Here is a 20,672-nt window from a genome sequence, read left to right as displayed (position 1 = left end):
CTCACTTCAAGAAATGAAATGCCGAGGGATAATCCTGTTCTTCCCACAGGCTTCTATAAACGCCGGGACGTTGAAGCAGTTCCTCATGCGTTCCTTGGTCTTTCAGACGACCATCGTCAAGCACGAGAATCCGATCCGACCGCTGCGCGACGGTTAGTCGATGCGTAATAAAGACGATCGACATGCCTCTCCGTTCATGGAGTAATCGATTCAGCAGTCTGCGCTCCGTGCCCTGATCCAACGCCGAGGTTGCTTCATCCATGATCAGAATCGCGGGCTTGCGAAGAAGCGCGCGGGCAATGCTGATCCGCTGACGTTCGCCGCCCGAAATTTGAAGGGCTTGTTCGCCGACAGGCGTCGACATTCCCGCTGGCAGCCTAGCGATCCATGCCTCCATTTCAGCCAGCCGAATTGCCTCGTGGATGTCAGCAGGCGTCGCATCGTCGTATCCGAAGACGATATTGTCCATCAACGTACCGCTTCGGAGCAGGATGTCTTGCGTCACGCACAGCACGCTGCTTCTCAACCAAGCCGCATCGAGCTCGGCAATCGGAATGCCATTGATCCGGATGCTGCCGGAGGCAGGCGCTTGCAGTCCAAGCAGCAAATCGGCCAAGGTCGACTTGCCTGCTCCGCGGTGCCCGACGATGGAGATCACCGCGCCAGGCGGGACGGAAAAGCTGATATCCTCGAGAACTTGACGTTCGCCGTGTTTAAAAGCCACACGTTCAACCTCGACGCTGAGCGGATCGTTCAATATGACTCCACGGTGTTCGGCCGGTACCGGGAATGCGATGTCCGCAACCCGCTCGACGGCAGGCTGTAATCGCAGGGCATCCACGGATTTATCGATCAAGGAGACGCCGAACGGTCGAAGCCAGTTGTATACGGCAACGAACGCGATTAGGCTGCCGATCGTGATGGAGCCGTTAATGACGAACCATCCGCCGCCGGCATACATCAAGACAAGCGCAAAGGCATTCAGACCGGCATACAGCAAGCGAACCCGATAATCGGCGACGATACTTCGCCGCGAATGCGCCCATTCCTGGCGCAGGCAATCCTCGACGGCGCCAAGCGCTTGGGCCTCTTGGCCGCTCGACTTGATGAAGGCAGTTCCGGATACGACCTCGCGGACGATTTCGGCAACGGCAGAACGATGCCGCGCCTCATCGGCCGCTTTTTGTCTGACCTGACGGCCGATCTTCGACAGGAGTCCGGCCTGTACAGCCCACAAAATCAGTACGATCGCGCCAAGCCATGGCTGCAGAACAAGCAGTACGGCAGCGCCTACGATGACCGTCACGACATGAAACAACGTAAATCCGAGCTGTCCATTGACCATGCGGGTAATAAAATGCGTGTCGTCCAACGTACGCGTGAGCAAATCGCCGATTCGCTGCCGCTGCTGCCAGCTCATCGGCTGTCGCTGTATGCCGTCGTATAGTTCGGAGCGCCCTTGTCCGGCGAGCCGGAGCATGAATCGCCCCCATATATTTTCCCATATGATCATCATGCTGCCCAAGATCGGAGCGGCGACCATGCAGATCGCGACGATAACCAACAGCTGCCAATTCCGATCGGGAAGAATCGTCTCGAGCACGTATTTGGATAATAGCGGAGGAACCATGTAGAGAAGGGCGCCGACGATGTTCTTCAGCAGAATCAGTAACAGGTTCAGCCAATAAGGGAGCAGGTTCTTGCGAACGTAACCGTGAATGGCCTGTCGTCTATCGGACAGCGGAGGCATGCTTCCTTGCAAGGCTTTCATCTCCTCTCATCTCTTGGCTCCGCTCCTGTTGAATCAGCTTCGCGTAGAAGCCGTCTCTGCGTAGCAAGGTTTCGTGCGTTCCTTCTTCTACGATACGGCCATGATCCATGACAAGGATACGATCGGCCAAGGCGGCTGCGCGAAGGCGATGGGTCACGAAGATCCGCGTAATCTCACCTGCGTATGACGCTAATGCGTGCAGTACCTTGGACTCGCTCTTCATATCCAGCGCAGAGGTCGCTTCATCGAGCAACAGCACGTCGGGTTTCGCCAGAATCGCGCGCAGCAGACAGATCAACTGACGCTGTCCGCCTGACAAGCGGGAGCCGTTCGGACCGATATCGGAATCATATCCTTCAGGCAGGCCAACCACGAGATCAAGCGCCCCGAAGGCAGCCATCCATTCATCCAACTCCTCGCGATTCGCATGACCCAAATAGGTCAAATTATGATGAAGACTGCCTCGAAACAGCGTTGTCTCCTGCATCACGTAACCCATGCGCTTGCGGAGATGCTCCGCTTCCAGACTGTGGACGGGAAGACCGCCGATGCTAATCACACCATCGTCCGGTTCCTGGAGCCGGAGCAGCAGCTTAAGCAAGGTGCTTTTGCCGGCACCGCTCGGTCCGACGATGGCGATGCTCTCGCCGGGTGCGATCGTAAAGTTCAGATCCCGCAGCACTTCGCCGCGTTCTCCTCGTACATGTACGCCTTCGAATGAAATCGGAAGCCCGCGCAGCGTCTTCGGCTTGCGTAATCCATCCTTGCGTCCAATCTCCTCCGGCAGCTTCAAATACGTCAGCAGTCCCTCGATCCGCACCTTCAGATCCGCCATGCTCGCATAGAGACCGAAGAAAGAACGCACCGGGGCATTGATCGCCGGGATAAAAGCGATCATGGTCGCCAATTGTCCGACCGAGGCTTGTCCCGAAGCCATCTGCCAGCCCGCGAAGACAAACACGATTGCGGGCGCCAGCGAATCCGGAATGCGCGGAAACGTGCGGTACCAGCTGTCGGCGATCGCATTCCGGTACGTGACGTCCGCCCAGCGTTGCTGCTGGGCGGCGAAGGATTCGAACGCTCTCCGTTCATTTCCGTACAGCTTAATCTGCTTCAGCGATTCCAGCTTCTCCAGCAGGCTCTGCCGGACAACGGAATCATGCGCGGCCAAGTCCCGCCGAACGGTGCTGCGTTTCCTGCCATACCTGTGCACCGGAATGAACAGCAGCACGAAGGAAGCAAAGAGCGTGACGGCGAGGAGCCAATTCCATCTCAGAAGCACGATCATTGCCGCTCCGGCAAGCAGCGCTTCCTGGGCAAAAGAAGGGAAGGTGGACAGCGCGAACGTCTGGATTGCCTTCGTATCCTGCGTGCAGCGCTGCAGCAGCTCGCCGCGCGGCGTTCTGGCGAAGAAGGCCGCAGAGGTCCGGAGCACGGCGGACAGCGTTTCCTGCGTCAAGGAGTAGGACAAGCCGATCATTGTCCTCGCCGAGATATAGGTTTGCGCCGCCTTGCACAGCTCGGCCAGCAGCAATGTTCCGAGGAGCAGCAGGGAGAGAACGGCCATTCCGTCGCCCCCGCGGCTTGCGATGGCATCCATCATGCGGCCGATCAGGAGGGGGGCTGCCGCCCCGCATGCCGCGGCGATGATCGTCAGGATCGCAATGAACAGGACGGCGCTCTTCGCGCGTCCCAGTTGTTTCAAGAAGAAAACGAACCATTCCGGAATATTAACCACGCGCATTCCTCCGACTCCGACCGATTGAAATTGTGCCTTAATCGTAGCAGGTGCTTTTCTTAAGGGTCAAACGCTAAAAACACATGTTCGCATTTCGAGATTGGCAGACAGGATGACGGAAGAGAGCATTTTCTGAAAACGGAAGCTCCGCTTTTCTCGTGAATGCGCTTGTTTTCGTAATGGCTCGGAAAATAGTGGGGAAAATAGAAAGGATATAGCGGCAGCTGCGCGAATGTAACTACTCATCATCCACGAGAAAAGAAGCTGGTGAATAAACAGGATGATAGAGCGGAGGCTTGGCGATGGCTGTCAAAGCGGTATGCTTTGATTTGTTCGAAACGTTGGTGACCGAGTTCGAGGACGGCCGAAGACGCTCCAATCGAGCCTACGATTACGACAACCTGCTGGGCTTGTCGAACGGGGACTTCAAGCAGGAATGGGCGAAGCGTCAGGCGCCGCGCATGAACGGGGCCTTTGGGGATTTTCCCGAGGTCATTCGAGACATCCTCTCGAGCAGAGGCTTGACGATCAACGAGGAAGCGATTCAATTCTTGCACGAGTCGCGTATCGAAGAGAAGCGTCTGCCTTTCCGACGGATTCAGCCTGCGATCATCGAGCTGTTGGAGCAGCTTCGCGGCAAGCAGCTGCGTATTGGCCTGATTAGCAATTGCACGCAGGAAGAGGTCATCGAGTGGGCGCAATCCGAACTGCCCTCCTACTTCGATGATGCCTTGTTCTCATATGAGGTGAAGTGCAGCAAACCAGATAAAGAGATCTATTCTCTGGCGTGCTCGCGATTGAATGTTCTGCCGGTAGAGTGTATATTCGTCGGTGACGGCGGTTCCAACGAGCTTGAAGGCGCTCGTGCGGCCGGGCTCGCCGTTTATCATGCGGTATGGTTCAACTCCTATATAAGCAGTCCCTTTCCGAAATTGCGGAACCCGGGCGATTTGTGGAGTCGATTGAACGAATAAGGATAGCAAAAGTCATGGAGGCGTTCGTCTTCATCATACGAGGCAGGAAGGAAACACAATCAATGAACATCAAGGAACATGAGACGCAGGTCGCGACGTTCGCCGGCGGCTGCTTCTGGTGCATGGTGAAGCCATTCGACGAGCTGCCCGGCATTCATTCCATCGTATCCGGGTATACGGGCGGACATACGGAGAACCCGACGTACGCGGACGTAGGTACCGAGACGACAGGGCATTACGAGGCGGTCCAAATCGCGTTTCAACCGGACTTGTTTCCGTATGCGCGGCTCTTGGATATCTACTGGCAGCTGATCGATCCGACGGACAACGGCGGGCAGTTTCAGGATCGGGGACATTCTTACCGAGCGGCGATATTCGTGCATAGTGACGAGCAGCGGCTGCAAGCGGAAGAATCGAAGCGAGCGCTGCAGAAGAGCGGACGCTTCAAAAAGAAGATCGTGACGGAGATCCTTGACGCGGGACCGTTCTATCCGGCAGAGGATGAGCATCAGGATTACTATAAGACCCATCGGCGAAATTACAATCTGTACGTGGATGGCTCCGGCAGGGAGGCGTTCGCCGAGCGAAACTGGAACGGCACGAAAGACAAGGCGCAATTGAAAAGCCTTCTGACGGAGCTTCAATATAAGGTTACGCAGCTGAATGAGGACGAGCCTCCTAACCTGGGCGGCGATTGGCAGCAGGGGCGCGCCGGCATCTATGTGGATATTATCAACGGGGATGCCTTGTTCAGCACGTTGGATGAATTTGACAGCGGAACCGGCTGGCCGGCCTTCACGCAGCCGATCGAAGAGGGCATGGTTCGCAAGGAAGCGGATTATAGCGGAGGAGAGGTGCGCACGATTCTCCGTTCGCGTTTATCGAAGGCCTATTTGGGGCGATTCCTGCAAGACGGTCCGGCGGGTACGCCCCCTTATTACCGCGTTAATGCTTCGGCGCTGCGGTTCGTGCCGCTAGAAGAACTGGAAGCGAACGGATTCACGCGGTACGCGGCATTATTTCAAGGATAGGAGTTCCGCATGGTTCCGAATGCGTATTCCGGATTAGATGCTACACAACATGCGAACGAAGAAAAAGCTGTCCTCGAGAGGACAGCTTTTCTTATGTAGCGGGATCTCCGACCGTTCATCCAGGAAGCTTAGAAAACCTTTCGTTCGCTGTCATTTTCCTTCAGCATCTCTACGGCTTCGCGGAAACGCTGGCCATGCACGATTTCGCGTTCGCGCAGAAATTTCAGTCCGTCGTTCAGATCGGGATCGTCGCTGAGATCGATAATATATTGGTACGTGGCGCGCGCTTTCTCTTCGGCCGCGATATCCTCGTAGAGATCGGCGATCGGGTCGCCTTTGCCGGCAATGTAGGAGGCGTTGAACGGAATGCCGCCCGCATTCTCGTAATAGAGAGCGCTGCCGTGATTCACGTAGTGCGGCTCCAAGCCGGCTTCCCGAATTTGGTCGGGCGTCGCGTCCTTGGTCAGCTTGAACACCATCGTGGCGATCATTTCCAAATGGGAAAATTCTTCCATGGCGATATCCGTCAACAAGCCGATGACTTTATCCGGGATCGTATACCGTTGATTCATGTACCGGAGCGCGGCTGCAAGCTCGCCGTCTGCGCCTCCGTATTGCTCGATCAAATATTTGGCCAGCTTAGGGTTGCAGCTGCTGACTTTGACGGGATACAGTAGCTTCTTCTCGTAGACGAACATGCGGCATGCGCCTCCTCTAATGTGGGTTCTGTCAACAAGGGACTACAACTGCCAAGGCCAGAGGCCTTCTCCCCAGCCGGAAGCTTGTCCGGGCGTAAACGGCTCATTCGGCGCAAGCGAGCCGAATTCTTCCTCCACCTGTTCTTTAAGCGCAATACGCTGCTCGGCGGTTTCGTTGTACTGCCGCAGCGCTTTCGCGTCGTCTGGATGGGTGTGCAAATACAATCGGAGCTCGACCAACGTAAAATCGAGCGCCTGCAATTGTTCCAATAGGTTCATCGCTTTGACCGTCGGCTGCTTCATGCTCCATCCTCCTTCTTTTTCACGCGCTTCGCTGCCGCGTAAGGCGATTCGTAGGGTCCGAATAAAGCCGGCCAGAGGGTACCGTTCTTAAGTGCTTCGGCAGGCTTGTACTGTTCCAGTCCGGGTTCCTGCACGCCTAAATACAAATTCGGCGGCGTCTCGTACGTCTTTTCCTTCAACGGAGGGCAGGGATCGCTCTTGCCCGCGTACGGCTTCCAGCTTTTTCGATGTTCGCTCATGTCGCATGCCTCCTTGACCAAGATTACGAGTTAATAAACGCGAGAAGGAAGTATTGAATCTAGCGGATAGGTGAAGGCGACGCCAGTGATATGGGGATGCCGTGCGCCGGATAGAATGGTCCGAAGTATAGTCGGACAAGCCGAGACTCACCCGTTGACAGGAAACCAAATGGTTGTATATAATCGGAAACGAAACCAAATGGTTTCCTATGTTGGAGAGACGAGGAGTGTTTTTGTTTTGTTTAATGACATTAATTATTGGGCAGTACTGGTGACCGGATTGCTGTCGCTAGCGCTTGGCTTTCTCTGGATGGCGGTCATTTGGGCCAAGCCCTATCAGAGGGACATGTACGGAACTCCGGCATCTTCAAGCCAACCTAGCAATGCTGCCAAAATGCAGTCGTTTATCATCTATATCCTCGTATCCTTCGTCACTTCGATCGCTTACGCCGTTTGCTTGGAGCTTTGGCAGGCAGGCGGACAGACGTTCGGCTACGATGGCGACAGCCTGGCGAATGCGTTCTGGTTCACGCTGCTGCTCGCAGCGGGATTCACCCTGCCGTTTACGGTCGGCAAGAAAGTGTGGCAGTTCAAAAGCTGGCTAGTCGTGGCTGTCGACACTTCTTACGAAGTGATTCGTTTCACGATGCTGCTGTTGTTCTTCTGGTATTGGACCTAACAGGCGGAAGCAGAGCAGAAGGCAGGGTAGAAGCAAGGCAGAAACAAGGCAGAAACAAGGCAGAAACAAGGCAGAAACAAGGCACACCAATAACAATAACCCCCGCGATGATGTTCATCGCGGGGGTTATTATATCTGCAAGCTTGCTGAACTACAGCCTGCTACACGTGGGCAGGTTCATGTTATAATGGGTCGATGTGGCCATTTGCGGCCGAAGCTTCATTCCTCGTACATCATTTTGCGCGTCATGCCGCCGTCGATAACGAGATTGGTGCCGGTGACGAAGTCGTTGGCCGGGTCGGTCAGATAGAAGCATGCTCGGGCGATATCATCCGGCTTGCCGACGCGCTGAGCGGGATGCTGCTCGTGATCGACCGGCCGCAAGGCACCGTAATCGCCGGTCTCGATCCAGCCCGGACTGATGGCATTGACCCGAATGCGATCCGGGCCGAGGGAGATGGCAAGCGCATGCGTCAATGCAACGATGCCGCCCTTCGATGCCGCATAGGCTTCCGAGTTCGGTTCGGACATCAGCGCGCGGGTCGAGGCGAGATTCACGATCGCGCCGCCTCCGCTTGTCCGCATCAGCTTGGCGGCTTCCCGCGCGCACAGAAACGTTCCGCGCAGGTTCGTGTTCAAGACGTAATCCCATTCGTCGACTTCGAGGTCGTACGGGGACTTCCAGGCGCCGAGCCCGGCGTTGTTGATCAGCACGTCGAGCCGGCCAACGCTTTCCCGCAGCCAGGCGAAGCAGGTCTCAATCGCGGCGGGATCGCTGACGTCCAACACGCGGCCGTATACGGGACGGCCCGTTCCGCGAATGCGTTCCGCCGTCTGCTCGAGCGCCTCGGCATTCTTGTCGGCCAAAATCACGGTCGCGCCTTTGCTTGCGTACGCCCGTGCTAGTTCACTTCCGATGCCTGCTCCGGCACCTGTAATCATGACATACTGCGTGTCGACAGCCATGTTCCCTCACTCCTTTTCCAAATGCGCCTTATTCATCAGGTATACCCGTTGAGGATGGTCATGTCAAATCGGTCCGAGGGGACCACCGCGTCCGATTATAGAGATGTTGAATAAAAGCTTGCAGGTTTCTGATAGCCTCGCGAAGGACAAGCTAACCGTATTCGCGCGGGGTTATGGGGTACATCGTATATACATAAGTGAAATGAATTTGATATGAAATCGGAGGGCTTTAGACGTGCAAATCACGATTGGAACGATTCGCGAAATTAACCGTTATCCCATTAAATCCTTCGCAGGGGAGTCGCTGGCTTCATGCGAAATCGAGCCTTACGGCGTGCAGGGGGATCGCTTCGCCACCTTCTACGACGAGAGCAAAGAAGGCTGGTGGCGCTATATCACGGCGCGCAATATTCCCGCCATGATGACTTATCAGGCAAGCTTCGAGGATGGCGATATCCGCGTGACGGCGCCGGACGGGAGACGCTTCGACTGGGACGAGCAATTGCTGGCCGAAATCCAAAGCCAGACCAAGACGCCGATCACGATGTCGCGATTAAAGGACCCGCATCCCGAGCCGCAGCATCCGCAGCTGCTGTCGGTCGACGGTGCGAGCATTCTGCTCGTTACGGATGCGTCACTGCGCAGACTTGAAGCCATCTCGGGAAAAGACGTGGACCAGCGCCGATTCCGCGGCAATTTCGTCGTGACCTTGAACGAAGGCGCTCCGCTTGAAGGGGAGTGGATCGGCCGTCAACTGACGATCGGCGACGTTCGTCTCCAGGTAGACAGCTATTGCGAGCGCTGCGTTATGATCACGATGGATCCCGATACGCTGGAGAAGGATCCGTCGCTGCTCAAGCAAGTCAACCAACAATTCGAGCTCAACTTCGGCGTCTATGCTTCCGTTATCTCGACGGGGCGTATCGAGCTCGGCGATACGGTATCTCTTGACGTTGAGAATTCGTAATGAATAGGAATGCCGCGTGAAGTGCGGCATTATGGATACGATAAGGCTCTGAGGACCCCATTTACGCATTCGCGTGAAGGGGTCTTTTTTTATTCCCGGCGCCTGTTTGAACAGATTTCGGAGCATAATCACGCAGCATCGCTGTTTTTATTGCGAAGAAAAGGCGGGGAATGACTGATCCGCAATTTGGGTTTGACGGGCAGCGATTATTCGGACTATAATGATTTTGGATTTAGTTATTTAGTAAATTAGTAAATTATAAAAACACTGAATGAACGAATTTCAACGATCGGATGCGATCGAATAACCCTATCGATCATTGCCGAAGATCGGCTGCAAGAAAGGAGATCACATATGGAATACATGTCCGATTACGTACTATCGCCGGATCGCCGATGGACGGACGAAGAAAGATCGCTCGTTTGGAAGAAACCGGCCTCTCATATCGCAAGCGAGGAAGAACGCCGAATTTGCAGAGAGGTTAAGCGCAATTGGCATCGCGGCGAGATGAAGATCGCGGCGATTTTGCTCGAAGGCGATGCCGGTTCCGGGAAGACCCAGCTTGCCAGAGCGCTGTCGGCGGAGTTCGGTCTTCCTTATACGAAGATCACTTGTTTCGCCGATATGGATAAATCCGATATCGTCGGCGCCATACTGCCTGTCGTCGCGTCGAATCGAATGGCGCTGCTGGACCTCGAGGATCGAACTGCCCTGCAGGCTTTATATTCGAGTGACGGTTATGTTAGCGCGAATCGAATATTGATGGACGCGTTCGGTTTCTCGGAAGAAGCGGCCAGCCTGAAGCTGCAGCGCCTTCTGAAGCTGGCTGCGGAGCAAGCGGGAGGCGATGAGGTCGAGTACAGATTCTACCCGTCCGAGATCGTGAACGCGTTCCGCAACGGCTATTTGCTCGAAATTCAAGAGCCGACAGTGATCCGCGACGCGGCGGTGCTGATGGCGCTGAATTCGGCGCTGGAACCGGACGGCAGCATCAACCTTCCTACCGAGGTCATTCGGAGGCATCCGGATTTCATTGCGGTGATGACGACCAATCGCGGCTATGCGGGCGTCAGGCCGCTGAACGAATCGCTGCGCGACCGCGTGCAGCATGCGGAGAAGATGGATTTGCCCGCGAAGGACATGATGGTCAGCCGTGCTATGGCCAAGACGAGCTATCATAATAGGCGGGTGATCGAAACGCTGGCGGATGTCATCCTGCTGCTCGACCTGACAGCCAAAGCCCATGCGATCAAGGGCGTCGCCGGCATGCGGTCGCTTCTGTTCTGGACGGATGCAGTTGCCGGCGGCATCGGCGTGCGGGAGTCATTGTACGCCAAAGTCATTTACAAAATCACGACGGATCCCGATGAGATCAAGCTGCTGGAGGAAGCGTTGGAGAAGCATGGCTTGTTGGCACAGTTGCAGACAGCCGAGGCGGAACTTGAAGCAGTGCGTGAATCCGGTGAGGATACGAAACGCGAAGCCGAGCTTGAAGCTAAGCCAGCAGCGGAAACCAACACAGCTTCCGATCTCGATGCGGAAGCAATCGAAATCAAGACTTGGGGAGCCATCGCTCCCATCGAGCAGAACGGCGTTGCCGACGAGGAAGCAAAAGGGATTCGGCTGAAGAAAGCGGCCGACAGCGAAGATGGGAGCTCCGGCGTTGCTGCCGATTCAGATGAATGGTCCGCTGCGGAAAGCTCGGATACCGGCGAAGATGGCACGCCGCGGTATCATCAGACAAATCCTGAAGCGAAGCCGGCAGATGCGCTCGCGCAGACACGAGCATTTCGCAAGCAGCTCAATCAAGAGGCACGCGAAGCGGTGTCTGCTTCGATGCACAAGAACGTGAAGCTCGTCGTTCACCGCCCGGATTGGGATGAGGACGGCAAGCGGGAGTATGAACGCGTAAGCGGGGAATTGATGCCGATCGTACGGGAGCTCGCTCGAAAGGCGCTTCCGCTGCTGGAACAGGAGGCGGAGTCGGATGATGCGAAGCGCCGCGCTTACGGAAGTAAATTCCAAGCGGACAGCGTCGCCTATCAGGATTACAATTATTTTGCGAAGAAGCGCCTGCCGTCGGACTCTCCATCGCTTGCGGTTGCGCTGCGGGTGGACGAATCCGCGTCGATGGCGGCGTTCGGAAGATTGGAAGCGGCGAAGCGAGCTGCCGTCGCGGTGTATGAATTTTGCATGCTGTGCGGCATTCCCGTCATGATCCTCGGCGATACGGCGGACGTGTCGCGCCTCGAGCAAATGTCGGTCTTCGCCTATGCCGATTTGCTGCGCCCGGACGCCGAAGACCCGTATAGACTGATGGGCATCCGTGCGAGAAGCAATAACCGCGACGGCATGGCGCTTCGGATTATGGCCGAACGATTGGCGAGCGCACCGCAGCAGACGAAGCTGATGATCAGCATCAGCGACGGGCAGCCCAAAGCGATGGAGAATTACACGGGCATCCACGCGGAACAAGACATGCGCCTTACGATGGCCGAATTCGAACGGAAAGGCGTTACTTTCCTCGCTGCCGCCATCGGGCAAGACAAGGACGTGATCAGCCGCATCTACGGCCGCGAACGGTTTCTGGACATTACGGATCTGAACGGACTGCCGGCCAAGCTGGTGCAGCTCATCGCGCGGTATCTCTGACGCCAGCAAGAGGCAAGACGGCCTGAAGCAAACAACAGACTGGAAAGGAAGATAAAGCATGGACAAAGGGAAACGCAAGGAGCTGCTGGAGAACTTCAAGGAGATCAAGACCTTCATGGGCATCATTCAAATCCGGAACAAGGCGAACGGTAAAATCTACATCGATGCCTACCCCAACTTGAAAAACAAATGGCTGACCATTCAAATGCAATTGGACATGGGGCGATTCGCGAACGCCCAGCTTCAGAAGGACTGGAAAGAATTCGGCGCCGAGGCGTTCGAATACGAGGTGCTGGAGGAGAAAGACGCAGGCGAGATCGCCGACGTGAAGTGGGAAATGAAGCAGCTGGAGAAGAAATGGCGGGAAAAATTGCAGCCTTACGGGGATCAAGGTTATCATCAGCCTGGCGGTCGATAATCGCGTTGCTCGATATAAGGCGGCTTCGGACCGTACAATATCCACATAGAAAAGGGAGCCATCAGATGAATGGCTCCCTTTTTGCTGTTATTTGTACTGCTATTTTGCTGTTATTTTTGCTGTTAGTTGTACTGCTATGAAGCTCCCGCCAAGCAGCTTCTTTAGAGTACGCGTTCCAAAAACCGCTGGGCTCTCTCGCTCTGCGGGTGTTCGAAGAACTGCGCCGGAGGCGCTTGCTCGATGAGCTTGCCGTCGTCGAGGAAATAGATCGTATCCGCCGCTTCGCGGGCGAATTTCATCTCGTGCGTGACGATGAGCATCGTCATGCCGGAGGAGGCGAGTCCGCGGAGCACCTCGAGCACTTCCTTGACCATTTCGGGATCGAGCGCGGACGTCGGCTCGTCGAAGAGCATGATTTCCGGATCCATCGCCAGGCTGCGCGCGATGGCGATCCGCTGCTTCTGCCCGCCGGACAGACGCGACGGGAACGAATCCGCCTTGTCGGCGAGTCCGACGCGTTCGAGCAGCGAGGCCGCCTTGGCGCGCGCTTCCTCGCGGGACAGGCCTTTTACCTTCATCGGCGCGAACATGATGTTATCGATGACGGACATATGCGGGAACAGATTGAAATGCTGGAATACCATGCCGATCCGCTGACGGAACCGGACAATATCCGTATTAGGATCCGTGACGACCGTTCCGTCGATCGTAATCCGGCCTTCGGTCGGCGTCTCAAGCAGGTTCAAGCACCGAAGGAACGTCGACTTGCCGGAGCCGGAAGGGCCGATGACCGCCACGACCTCGCCCCGCTCGACCGTCGTCGTTATGCCGCGAAGCACCTCGTGCTTGCCGAATGTTTTCGTTACGTTTTCTACGTTAATCACTGCGGCGCAGCCTCCTTTCGAGCAATCGGGCGAGCGAGGTCAAGATAAGCACGAGCACGTAATAGATCGCGCCGACGAACAGCAGCGGCTCGAGCGCCCGATAATTGGCTGCTTGGACGACGCTCGCGCGGCGAAGCAGGTCGGTAACCCCGATGACGGATACGAGCGACGATTCCTTGATCAAGGCGACGCATTCGTTCACGAGAGCGGGGAGGATGTTCTTGACCGCCTGCGGGAAAATAATGCTGATCATCATCGTGCGGTACGGAATGCCAAGCGCCATGGCCGCCTCGCGCTGACCGCGGTCAACCGCCATAATGCCGCCTCGGATCGTTTCCGACAAGTAAGCCGCGGAGTTGAGGCCGAACGCGAGACCGGCCGCCATCAGCGGCGGAATATCGTAGCCGGTCAGCTGCGGCGTCGCGTAATAGATCAACACCAGCTGGAGGAGCAGCGGCGTTCCGCGGAAGACCGACGTATATACGGTGGCGAACCAGACGAGCGGCTTGATCGTCGATAGCTTGAACAAGGATAGGATGGTACCCCAGATGAAGCCGAGCAATGCAGAGACGATCGTAAACAATAAAGTGACGAAGACTCCGCGCAGAATATAAGAGGTATAGCCGTTCAGCGTGCTGAAGTCGATCGTATGCTTGCCGGCTTTGACGGCCTCATGCTTGCCGAACCATTTCTCGATGATTTCCTGCTTCTCGCCGCTGGCTTCCATGTCCTGAAGCGCATCGTTGAAAACAGACGTCAGCGCGGAACCCTTGGGAAAGGCGATCGCGTAGCCTTCCTGGGCGTTCTCCGCCGGAAGCATCGTGATGGCGAGATCCGGGTTGGCCGCAATGGCATCAAGCGCAACGGCATCTTCGACGATCGCGGCGTCGATCCGGTTCGATTTGATTTCCTGAATGAGATCGGGAATGCGATTCAGCTTCTTGACGGACGCGTCCTTCAGTCCGGCGACGGCATTCTCTTGGGTGGAGCCGAGCTGAACGCCGATGCGCTTGCCCTCCAGCTGCTCCAGCGTCTCGTAAGGATTCTTCTTCTTCGATACGATCGTATTGCGGGCCGCATAATACGTGTTCGAGAAATCGACGCTCTGTTTTCGTTCGTCCGTAACGGACATGCCGGACATGACGAAATCGACGCGGCTCGTTTGGAGCGCGGCAATCAGACCGTTGAAGTCCATGCCGGATATTTCGAGCTTGCAGCCGAGCTTGGCCGCGATTGATTTGGCGATATCGATATCCAGCCCGACGATGTCGCCGCCGTTTTTGGCGTCGGTGTTCTCATAAGGCGGATAGTCGGGCGAGGTGCCCATGACGAGCGGTTTGCCTTGACAGACATCGCTGCCGGCCGCGGCGGCGATTCCGTTCAATCCCGGACGCTGCAGTCCGGTGCTGGCCACCGCGACGATCGCAAGCAGCAATAGCACGGCAAACAGGCGTCTCGTGCGAAGCTTCTTATAAAGGTTCATGACGGGCTCCTTTCTTGGCATGATCGAATGGCGTATGTACAACTTGCAGATCGAATACGTTCCCTTCATGCGCAGCTTGTTTTGTTGACGAGAATAGAGCCGTTCACCGGTTTAACGGCACTCGCGGCTCCTTTTTGACCATCGTTAACTATGCCCTATCGCGATAAACCTAGTCAATCCCTCAATTTGTGGGAATTATTGCGCCGATCAACCGCCCTTGCAAGGCATATCTGCTTCTTGGCCGCATACCATTAGGCGAAGATGCGGGAAAGAGGGAGGATGGCTGACTATGGCTGATTATGAGCCGCAGCTGATCGGAATTGCCGCTGCCCATCTGCCTGACGGCGCGGAATTGGCGATGATCGACGGACCATACGCGCGTGCGGCGGTATTCGCGGCGGACTTGAACGGAGACCGGGTGCCGGAGCTAGCCGCGGTCTATCGCTTGAACGGCGAGCTTCATTTGCTCGCGCTGGCCTTCCGCGGCGGTGTTTGGACAGCGACGCAGACCGTGAAAGGGATCGGATTCGGCGTTACGCATATTGCAGCGATACCGATCATGCGTGCAGGCGTGCCGAATCTCACCGTAGGGTGGAAAATCGATTCGACGTTATCGAAGCTGTCGGTCTACGAATGGACGCGAGAAGGACTGCGAGACGCGGCGCCGGCCGGGATGTGCTTCAGCTCTCTGGAAGCGATGGATATGCCCGGGCATCGCGGCGCGGACGGCAAGACGGAGCTTGCGATTTGGAATCATGCCGGCGGCGGCGCTTATCAGATCGAGATTATGCGTTGGACGAACGGCGCCTTTGCGCCGGCTCCGGATGCCTACCGTTATTATTTTCCGAAAGTGGTGCTTTATTACGATCAACTGACGCGGCAATATCCGGACAGTCCGCTCTATTGGCATGGACTTGCCGACGCGCAGTATCGCGCGGGCATGCTGCAGCCTGCCTTGGTCTCGATCCGCAAGGCGCTGGACATCGTTCAACTGCCGACCAGGGAGACCTTGCTCGCGCTGGAGAGCCGCATTCGTTCCGCCATCGAACCGGTCCCTGCGCCGAGAGCGACGGCGTTATATCCGGCATCGGTCAAGACGACGAGAGGCACGCGCTGGGGGTATGTCGACCGAAGCGGCAGAATGGCGATCCCGGTTCGTTTTGACGACGCAATGGACTTTCAGCCCAATGGACTCGCGGTCGTTTCGGAGCGCGGGAAATACGGGCTCATCGATTCTTCTGCCCAGTATGTCGTCAAGCCGACTTACGATTCCATCGGCTCGTTCTCGGAGAGGCGCGCGACCGTCATCGACGGAGAAGGCTTCAAGCTGATCGACGAGGAAGGCAGGGTCGTCACCAAACGGGCGTATCCGTTCATCGCGGAAATGCAAGGCGGACGGGCGCTCTTCTATGTGACGGGCGACGGCAGCGACGGTTCCGGAGGAGAGAGCAAGTACGGCTATCTCGATGCGGCAGGCAACGCGGCCATTCCGGCGCAGTTTCTCGAGGCCAACGACTTCCACGACGGCAGGGCGCTCGTGAAGGTCAAGGACAATGATTATGCCCTCATCGGAAAAGACGGCCGCACGATCGCGAGTTTCGCGCATGCCTATGTCGGCCCGCCGGGCGACGGACTATTGGCGTTCCAGAACGACCCCGCCGGCAAATACGGCTACATCAACGAAAGCGGAGATGTCGTCATTCAGCCAGCCTATACATCGGCGTTCCCGTTCCGGAACGGGCGGGCCATCGTGAATACGGCCGAAGATTACAAGAACAGCTACGGCGTCATCGATAAACGGGGAAAAGTCATCGTTCAGCCCGGTTACAACGATATTCGGGATCTTGGCGAGGACCGGCTGGCGCTCGGACGCGCGGTCAACCCCGAGCAGCCGTACATCGGCTCGCGTTATGCGATTGCGGACTGGAACGGCAAGCGTCTGACGGATTTCGTCTATCACGACATATCCGACTTCAAGAACGGGCTTGCCTCCGTGACGGACGCGAAACAAACGTATTTCATCGACCGAAGCGGCAAGCCTGCGGAAGGCTATCCGCGCGTTGACGGCAGCGGAACGCTTTCGGTCGAGGAAGGCGGTTTGATCAAAGCCTTTATCGATCAACGGTTGTCCTATCTGGCCCGCGACGGCCGAATCGTCTGGAAGCAGAACACGGTCATCCCGCTGCAGCCGCCGTATGCCGTGAAAGAGCTGAAATACAAGCCGAATCAAGATTATCTCGTCTATTATCCGCAGGTCGACGGCATGGCGGACGAAGCGGCGCAGCGGAAGCTGAACGATGAGCTGAAGACGATGTCCCAGGTGAAACCGATTCCGGCCGACGAACAGCTGGAATACACGTATAGCGGCGATTTCGACGTCTCGTTCTACAAGCAGCAGCTGCTTCAGCTGGAGCTGACCGGCTATAATTTCCCGTTCGGCGCCGCGCACGGCATGCCGACGAAGACGTACGCGATTATCCATCTCACGGACGGGCGGCTGTTTGCATTGAAGGATCTCTTCAAGCCCGGCAGCGACTACGTGAAAGTACTAAGCGACATCATCGCGAAACAGATCAAGGAGGATCCGCAATATTCGTACGTGTTCCCGGACGCTTATAAGGGCATCCAGCCGGATCAGCCGTTCTTCGTCACGGACAATGCGCTTCACGTGTATTTTCAACCGTACGATATCGGACCGTATGCCGCGGGATTCCCGACCTTCACCATTCCGTTCACGCAGGTGGGCAGCATACTCAATACGGAGGGCGAGTTCTGGCAGTCCTTTCATAATTAGCGTGAGCGGTCATGGCGGATCCCGGTACTGTTACTGTTGAATCTGGAACTAGAACCTTCAATACCCTCGCCAGCGTGGTACTGAAGGTTCTTTGCATTTGCCAAAACAAGTCGTATCCGGGTACGATAACCGTAAACGGCTCCAGGCGATACCTAGTTGGCCGCGCAGAAAGGAAGCGACATGGACTACCAGACAACCGAAGAGTGGAACGAAGCGTTATGGCTGTCCGCCGAAGAAATTTACGTGGAAGCCTTCCCCGAGCATGGCCGCAAAAACCGTGCGATCGTCCGTCGCATGTTCGAGCGCCGCTTATGCACGCTCCATGTCTGGAGCGAGCGCGGAGCAGCGGTTGCCATGGCGCTTACCGCCTTCGATGCCCGCACGCGCTGGGTGGTCATCGATTATTTGGCCGTCCGGCGTTCCTCGCAGCGAAGCGGGATCGGCAGCCGGTGCTTGGATGATATGCGAAGCTGGGCGGAACGCGCGATCGAAGACTGCCGCGGGCTGGTCATCGAAGTCGAAGCCGAGGAAACGGCCGAGAACGCGAATCGCATTCGATTTTGGGAGCGAGCAGGGTTTCGGCTGACCGAATATGTACATGCCTACATTTGGGTTCCCGAGACGTATCGTGCGATGTACCTGCCGTTCGTGGAGGAGCGGAAGCCGGAAGACGGCGGCAAAGCGCTGTTCAAGGCAATTACGCGATATCATGAAAAGGCGTATCGAGCGAAATCGTAGCGTAGGAAGAGGAGCATTCGCGGTCGATACCGTCGGACCGGGAAGAATCCTTGAAGCTGCGGCAGCTAAATGGTAAAGTATAACAGCAATTCGACGTTGGACGAGCAGTCTTATTCTTCGATCGGAGGTGCCGGATTGGAACCGATTCGGACGACGAAAATCGCGCTCAGGCGATTATTATTGGACAGGCAGCGACTGCTCGAACCTCTCATTAAACCCGACGCGCCGGTAGACGGCAAGACAGCCGAGCAAGGGCTGCAGCACTGCGTGCTGGAGGTCATTCGGCAGCTGGAAGCCGTACAGATCGATCCCGTGGCCGCCGTGCGCGCGAACCAGCACCTGACGCTCGCGGCGCGGATTGCCGGCTACGAGCCGGAGGCGATGAATGCGCTGCTGCGGGACAACGAGGTATTTGAATATATCGCGAACGCGGCATGCATCCTACCTATGGAAGACTATCCGATCTTCGAGCCGACCCGGCAGCGGATGCGGCAAAATACGCTAGCCTCGATCGAATCGCTTCAGCCCGTCGCCGGCCAAGTGCTGGAACGGCTGGATCGCGAAGGGCCCTTGACGGCCAAATCCTTCGATTCCGAGCAGCGGGTGCACGGGTATTGGGATGACGCGAATGCGACGGCGAGGACCAAAGCGACTTCGCTCGCGCTCCATCTGCTGACGGACGCCGCGGAGATTCGCATCGTAGGCAGGGAAGGAAATCAGCGGCTGTTCCACACGGCGCTCCGAAGCGTCCCGGCCGAACTGCTGCAAGAGGTGGAGCGAATCGACCCAGCCGAGGCGCAGGACGCCATGCTTCGGAAATATTTCCAGGCATACAGGGTATTCGAACCGAGCGATCCCCGTTTCGGCTGGCAGCGTTTGTCCGCGCAGGAGCGGCGCAATGCGGTCGCCAGGCATGTGGAATCGGGAACGATCATCCCGGTCGTCATCGAAGGCTTGAAGCAACCTTATTACATATTGGCTTCGGATCGTGAACGGCTGTCCATGCATGAGCAAGAAGAAACCGTACGGTTGAGTGAGGCTGACGGAGAAGATGAAGCGGCAGCCGAAGCGTTGATCCGTTTCCTTCCGCCGCTCGACAATCTCTTGTGGAGCCGGAAGCGGCTGGAGGAGCTGTTCGATTTCACCTACCGCTGGGAAATCTATACGCCGGCGGTCAAGCGCACTTACGGTTATTACGCCATGCCGATATTGGACGGCGACCGCCTCATCGGCAGGATGGATCCGCGATTGGATACGAAGAAGCGACATTTATCGGTGCAGCTGCTTCAGCTCGAAGCCGGGATTCCGTATAATGATCTTCTGAGAAGCAGGATGGACTGCGCGCTGGAAGCTTTCGCCCGTACGCACGGGGCAGATACCGTATCCATCGAACGTTATGCGGTCGAAGATGGATATGGAACGAAGACGAACAATGACTGAAGATAAACGATGGAGGTGAACGCCGCACGCGGCGCAGCTTGCGCCGCGGCGGTTCATGAATGAGCATTCATATTAACGCAAAACAAGGCGATATCGCCGAAACGATCCTTTTGCCCGGCGATCCTTTGCGCGCGCAATACATCGCGGAGAATTTCCTCGAGGATGCAAGCTGCTACAATCAGGTGAGAGGCATGCTCGGCTTTACGGGCATGTACAAAGGCAACCGTATCTCCGTACAAGGGACGGGGATGGGCGTTCCTTCGATATCCATCTATGTGACGGAGCTCATCCGCGAGTACGGCGTCAAGCAATTGATCCGCGTCGGCACATGCGGGGGTATCCAGCAGGATGTCAAGGTCCGCGACGTGGTACTCGCGATGACGGCAACGACGGATTCGAATGCCAACCGGCTGCTGTTCCCTGATTTCAATTTTGCTCCGCATGCGGACTTCGATCTGCTGCAGCGGGCATACCGGGCCAGTCAAGAGCGGAAGCTTAACGTGAAAGTCGGCAATATCCTGACGGCGGACACGTTCTATCGGGAAAGCATGGAGCCGGTCAAGAAGCTGGCCGATTACGGCGTGCTCGCCGTAGAGATGGAGAGCTCCGCGCTCTATACGATCGCCGCGCGCCATCAGGCCAAAGCCCTGTCGGTCCTTACGGTAAGCGATCATCTGTTCAGCGGCGAGACGGATACGACGGCCGAGGAACGCCAAACGACGTTTAACGATATGATCGTCGTTGCCCTCGAAGCAGCGATCCAAGCCTCCTAGTCGGATTTGGCGAAGGCATACCCTCTGGCAGCTTGACGATTATGGAAGACTGCATAACGAAATCGCGAAAGACCTGGATGACACTCGTTCATCCAGGTCTTTTTTGCATCGCCAAAAAATAAAT

General features: G+C 56.5%; 18 protein-coding genes. 10 read left to right on the top strand and 8 right to left on the bottom strand.

Annotated features, from left to right (window positions below; all coding sequences use genetic code 11):
- Window position 1 precedes the first annotated feature (1 nt).
- Both AC0YNU_RS00675 and AC0YNU_RS00670 read right to left on the bottom strand, forming a co-directional pair.
- Complete coding sequence (locus tag AC0YNU_RS00675; RefSeq protein ID WP_475752391.1) at window positions 2-1,771, bottom strand: ABC transporter ATP-binding protein; 1,770 nt, start codon at window positions 1,769-1,771, stop codon at window positions 2-4.
- Window positions 1,731-3,515 (bottom strand): ABC transporter ATP-binding protein, encoded by a 1,785-nt coding sequence (locus AC0YNU_RS00670; RefSeq protein ID WP_475752390.1) that lies wholly within the window; start codon window positions 3,513-3,515, stop codon window positions 1,731-1,733. Before AC0YNU_RS00670 ends, AC0YNU_RS00675 begins: the two co-directional genes overlap by 41 nt.
- Before the next feature lie 296 nt (window positions 3,516-3,811).
- Here AC0YNU_RS00670 and AC0YNU_RS00665 point away from each other — a divergent pair, with 296 nt between their 5' ends.
- Together AC0YNU_RS00665 and msrA are read left to right on the top strand one after the other, a co-directional pair.
- Window positions 3,812-4,483, top strand: a complete 672-nt coding sequence (locus tag AC0YNU_RS00665; RefSeq protein ID WP_475752389.1) for an HAD family hydrolase — start codon at window positions 3,812-3,814, stop codon at window positions 4,481-4,483.
- 62 nt (window positions 4,484-4,545) lie between these two features.
- Window positions 4,546-5,514 carry a peptide-methionine (S)-S-oxide reductase MsrA gene (gene msrA / locus AC0YNU_RS00660; RefSeq protein WP_475752388.1) on the top strand — a complete coding sequence of 323 codons (969 nt, stop codon included), beginning with the start codon at window positions 4,546-4,548 and terminating at the stop codon, window positions 5,512-5,514.
- Window positions 5,515-5,642: 128 nt separating this feature from the next.
- Here the strand turns inward: msrA and AC0YNU_RS00655 are convergent, their stop codons facing one another.
- Genes AC0YNU_RS00655 through AC0YNU_RS00645 form a run of 3 tightly spaced genes read right to left on the bottom strand, consistent with a single transcriptional unit; the run spans window position 5,643 to window position 6,754 of the window.
- Window positions 5,643-6,212 carry a manganese catalase family protein gene (locus AC0YNU_RS00655; protein ID WP_475752387.1) on the bottom strand — a complete coding sequence of 190 codons (570 nt, stop codon included), beginning with the start codon at window positions 6,210-6,212 and terminating at the stop codon, window positions 5,643-5,645.
- Window positions 6,213-6,254: 42 nt separating this feature from the next.
- Window positions 6,255-6,515: a spore coat protein CotJB gene (locus tag AC0YNU_RS00650; RefSeq protein WP_475752386.1), complete on the bottom strand. Its 261-nt coding sequence runs from the start codon at window positions 6,513-6,515 to the stop codon at window positions 6,255-6,257.
- Window positions 6,512-6,754: a spore coat associated protein CotJA gene (locus AC0YNU_RS00645; RefSeq protein WP_475752385.1), complete on the bottom strand. Its 243-nt coding sequence runs from the start codon at window positions 6,752-6,754 to the stop codon at window positions 6,512-6,514. The genes AC0YNU_RS00650 and AC0YNU_RS00645 overlap by 4 nt, the downstream gene beginning before the upstream one ends.
- Window positions 6,755-6,992: 238 nt before the next feature.
- On the opposite strand from AC0YNU_RS00645, the gene AC0YNU_RS00640 reads away from it, so the two are divergent.
- Entirely contained in the window at window positions 6,993-7,433 is a 441-nt protein-coding gene (locus AC0YNU_RS00640) for a DUF1761 domain-containing protein (protein ID WP_475752384.1), read from the top strand.
- A gap of 219 nt (window positions 7,434-7,652) precedes the next feature.
- On the opposite strand, the gene AC0YNU_RS00635 is transcribed toward AC0YNU_RS00640, so the two are convergent.
- Complete coding sequence (locus AC0YNU_RS00635) at window positions 7,653-8,399, bottom strand: SDR family NAD(P)-dependent oxidoreductase (RefSeq protein WP_475752383.1); 747 nt, start codon at window positions 8,397-8,399, stop codon at window positions 7,653-7,655.
- A gap of 235 nt (window positions 8,400-8,634) precedes the next feature.
- On the opposite strand from AC0YNU_RS00635, the gene AC0YNU_RS00630 reads away from it, so the two are divergent.
- The 3 genes from AC0YNU_RS00630 (at window position 8,635) to AC0YNU_RS00620 (ending at window position 12,436) form a co-directional block, all read left to right on the top strand.
- Window positions 8,635-9,366, top strand: a complete 732-nt coding sequence (locus AC0YNU_RS00630; RefSeq protein ID WP_475752382.1) for an MOSC domain-containing protein — start codon at window positions 8,635-8,637, stop codon at window positions 9,364-9,366.
- 354 nt (window positions 9,367-9,720) lie between these two features.
- Window positions 9,721-12,018 (top strand): AAA family ATPase, encoded by a 2,298-nt coding sequence (locus AC0YNU_RS00625; protein ID WP_475752381.1) that lies wholly within the window; start codon window positions 9,721-9,723, stop codon window positions 12,016-12,018.
- 58 nt (window positions 12,019-12,076) lie between these two features.
- Window positions 12,077-12,436 carry a GIY-YIG nuclease family protein gene (locus tag AC0YNU_RS00620; RefSeq protein ID WP_475752380.1) on the top strand — a complete coding sequence of 120 codons (360 nt, stop codon included), beginning with the start codon at window positions 12,077-12,079 and terminating at the stop codon, window positions 12,434-12,436.
- Between the two features lie 161 nt (window positions 12,437-12,597).
- Here the strand turns inward: AC0YNU_RS00620 and AC0YNU_RS00615 are convergent, their stop codons facing one another.
- Together AC0YNU_RS00615 and AC0YNU_RS00610 are read right to left on the bottom strand one after the other, a co-directional pair.
- Complete coding sequence (locus tag AC0YNU_RS00615; protein WP_475752379.1) at window positions 12,598-13,320, bottom strand: amino acid ABC transporter ATP-binding protein; 723 nt, start codon at window positions 13,318-13,320, stop codon at window positions 12,598-12,600.
- Entirely contained in the window at window positions 13,313-14,803 is a 1,491-nt protein-coding gene (locus AC0YNU_RS00610) for an ABC transporter permease subunit (RefSeq protein WP_475752378.1), read from the bottom strand. The genes AC0YNU_RS00615 and AC0YNU_RS00610 overlap by 8 nt, the downstream gene beginning before the upstream one ends.
- Window positions 14,804-15,092: 289 nt before the next feature.
- Between AC0YNU_RS00610 and AC0YNU_RS00605 the strand changes: the two genes are divergently transcribed.
- The 4 genes from AC0YNU_RS00605 to deoD all read left to right on the top strand — a co-directional run bounded on the left by AC0YNU_RS00605 (window position 15,093) and on the right by deoD (window position 20,548).
- A complete protein-coding gene (locus AC0YNU_RS00605; protein WP_475752377.1) occupies window positions 15,093-17,597 on the top strand; it encodes a WG repeat-containing protein in 2,505 nt (834 codons plus the stop codon).
- Between the two features lie 156 nt (window positions 17,598-17,753).
- On the top strand, window positions 17,754-18,335 hold the full coding sequence (locus tag AC0YNU_RS00600; RefSeq protein WP_475752376.1) for a GNAT family N-acetyltransferase: 582 nt from the start codon (window positions 17,754-17,756) through the stop codon (window positions 18,333-18,335).
- A gap of 135 nt (window positions 18,336-18,470) precedes the next feature.
- Window positions 18,471-19,775 (top strand): DNA glycosylase AlkZ-like family protein, encoded by a 1,305-nt coding sequence (locus AC0YNU_RS00595; protein WP_475752375.1) that lies wholly within the window; start codon window positions 18,471-18,473, stop codon window positions 19,773-19,775.
- 59 nt (window positions 19,776-19,834) lie between these two features.
- Window positions 19,835-20,548: a purine-nucleoside phosphorylase gene (gene deoD / locus AC0YNU_RS00590; RefSeq protein ID WP_475752374.1), complete on the top strand. Its 714-nt coding sequence runs from the start codon at window positions 19,835-19,837 to the stop codon at window positions 20,546-20,548.
- Window positions 20,549-20,672 lie beyond the last annotated feature (124 nt).

It is taken from the genome of Paenibacillus sp. J31P316 (genome assembly GCF_056269105.1).
The sequence above is the reverse complement of the archived record's forward strand: the minus strand, read 5'-3'. Positions and strand labels throughout refer to the sequence as shown.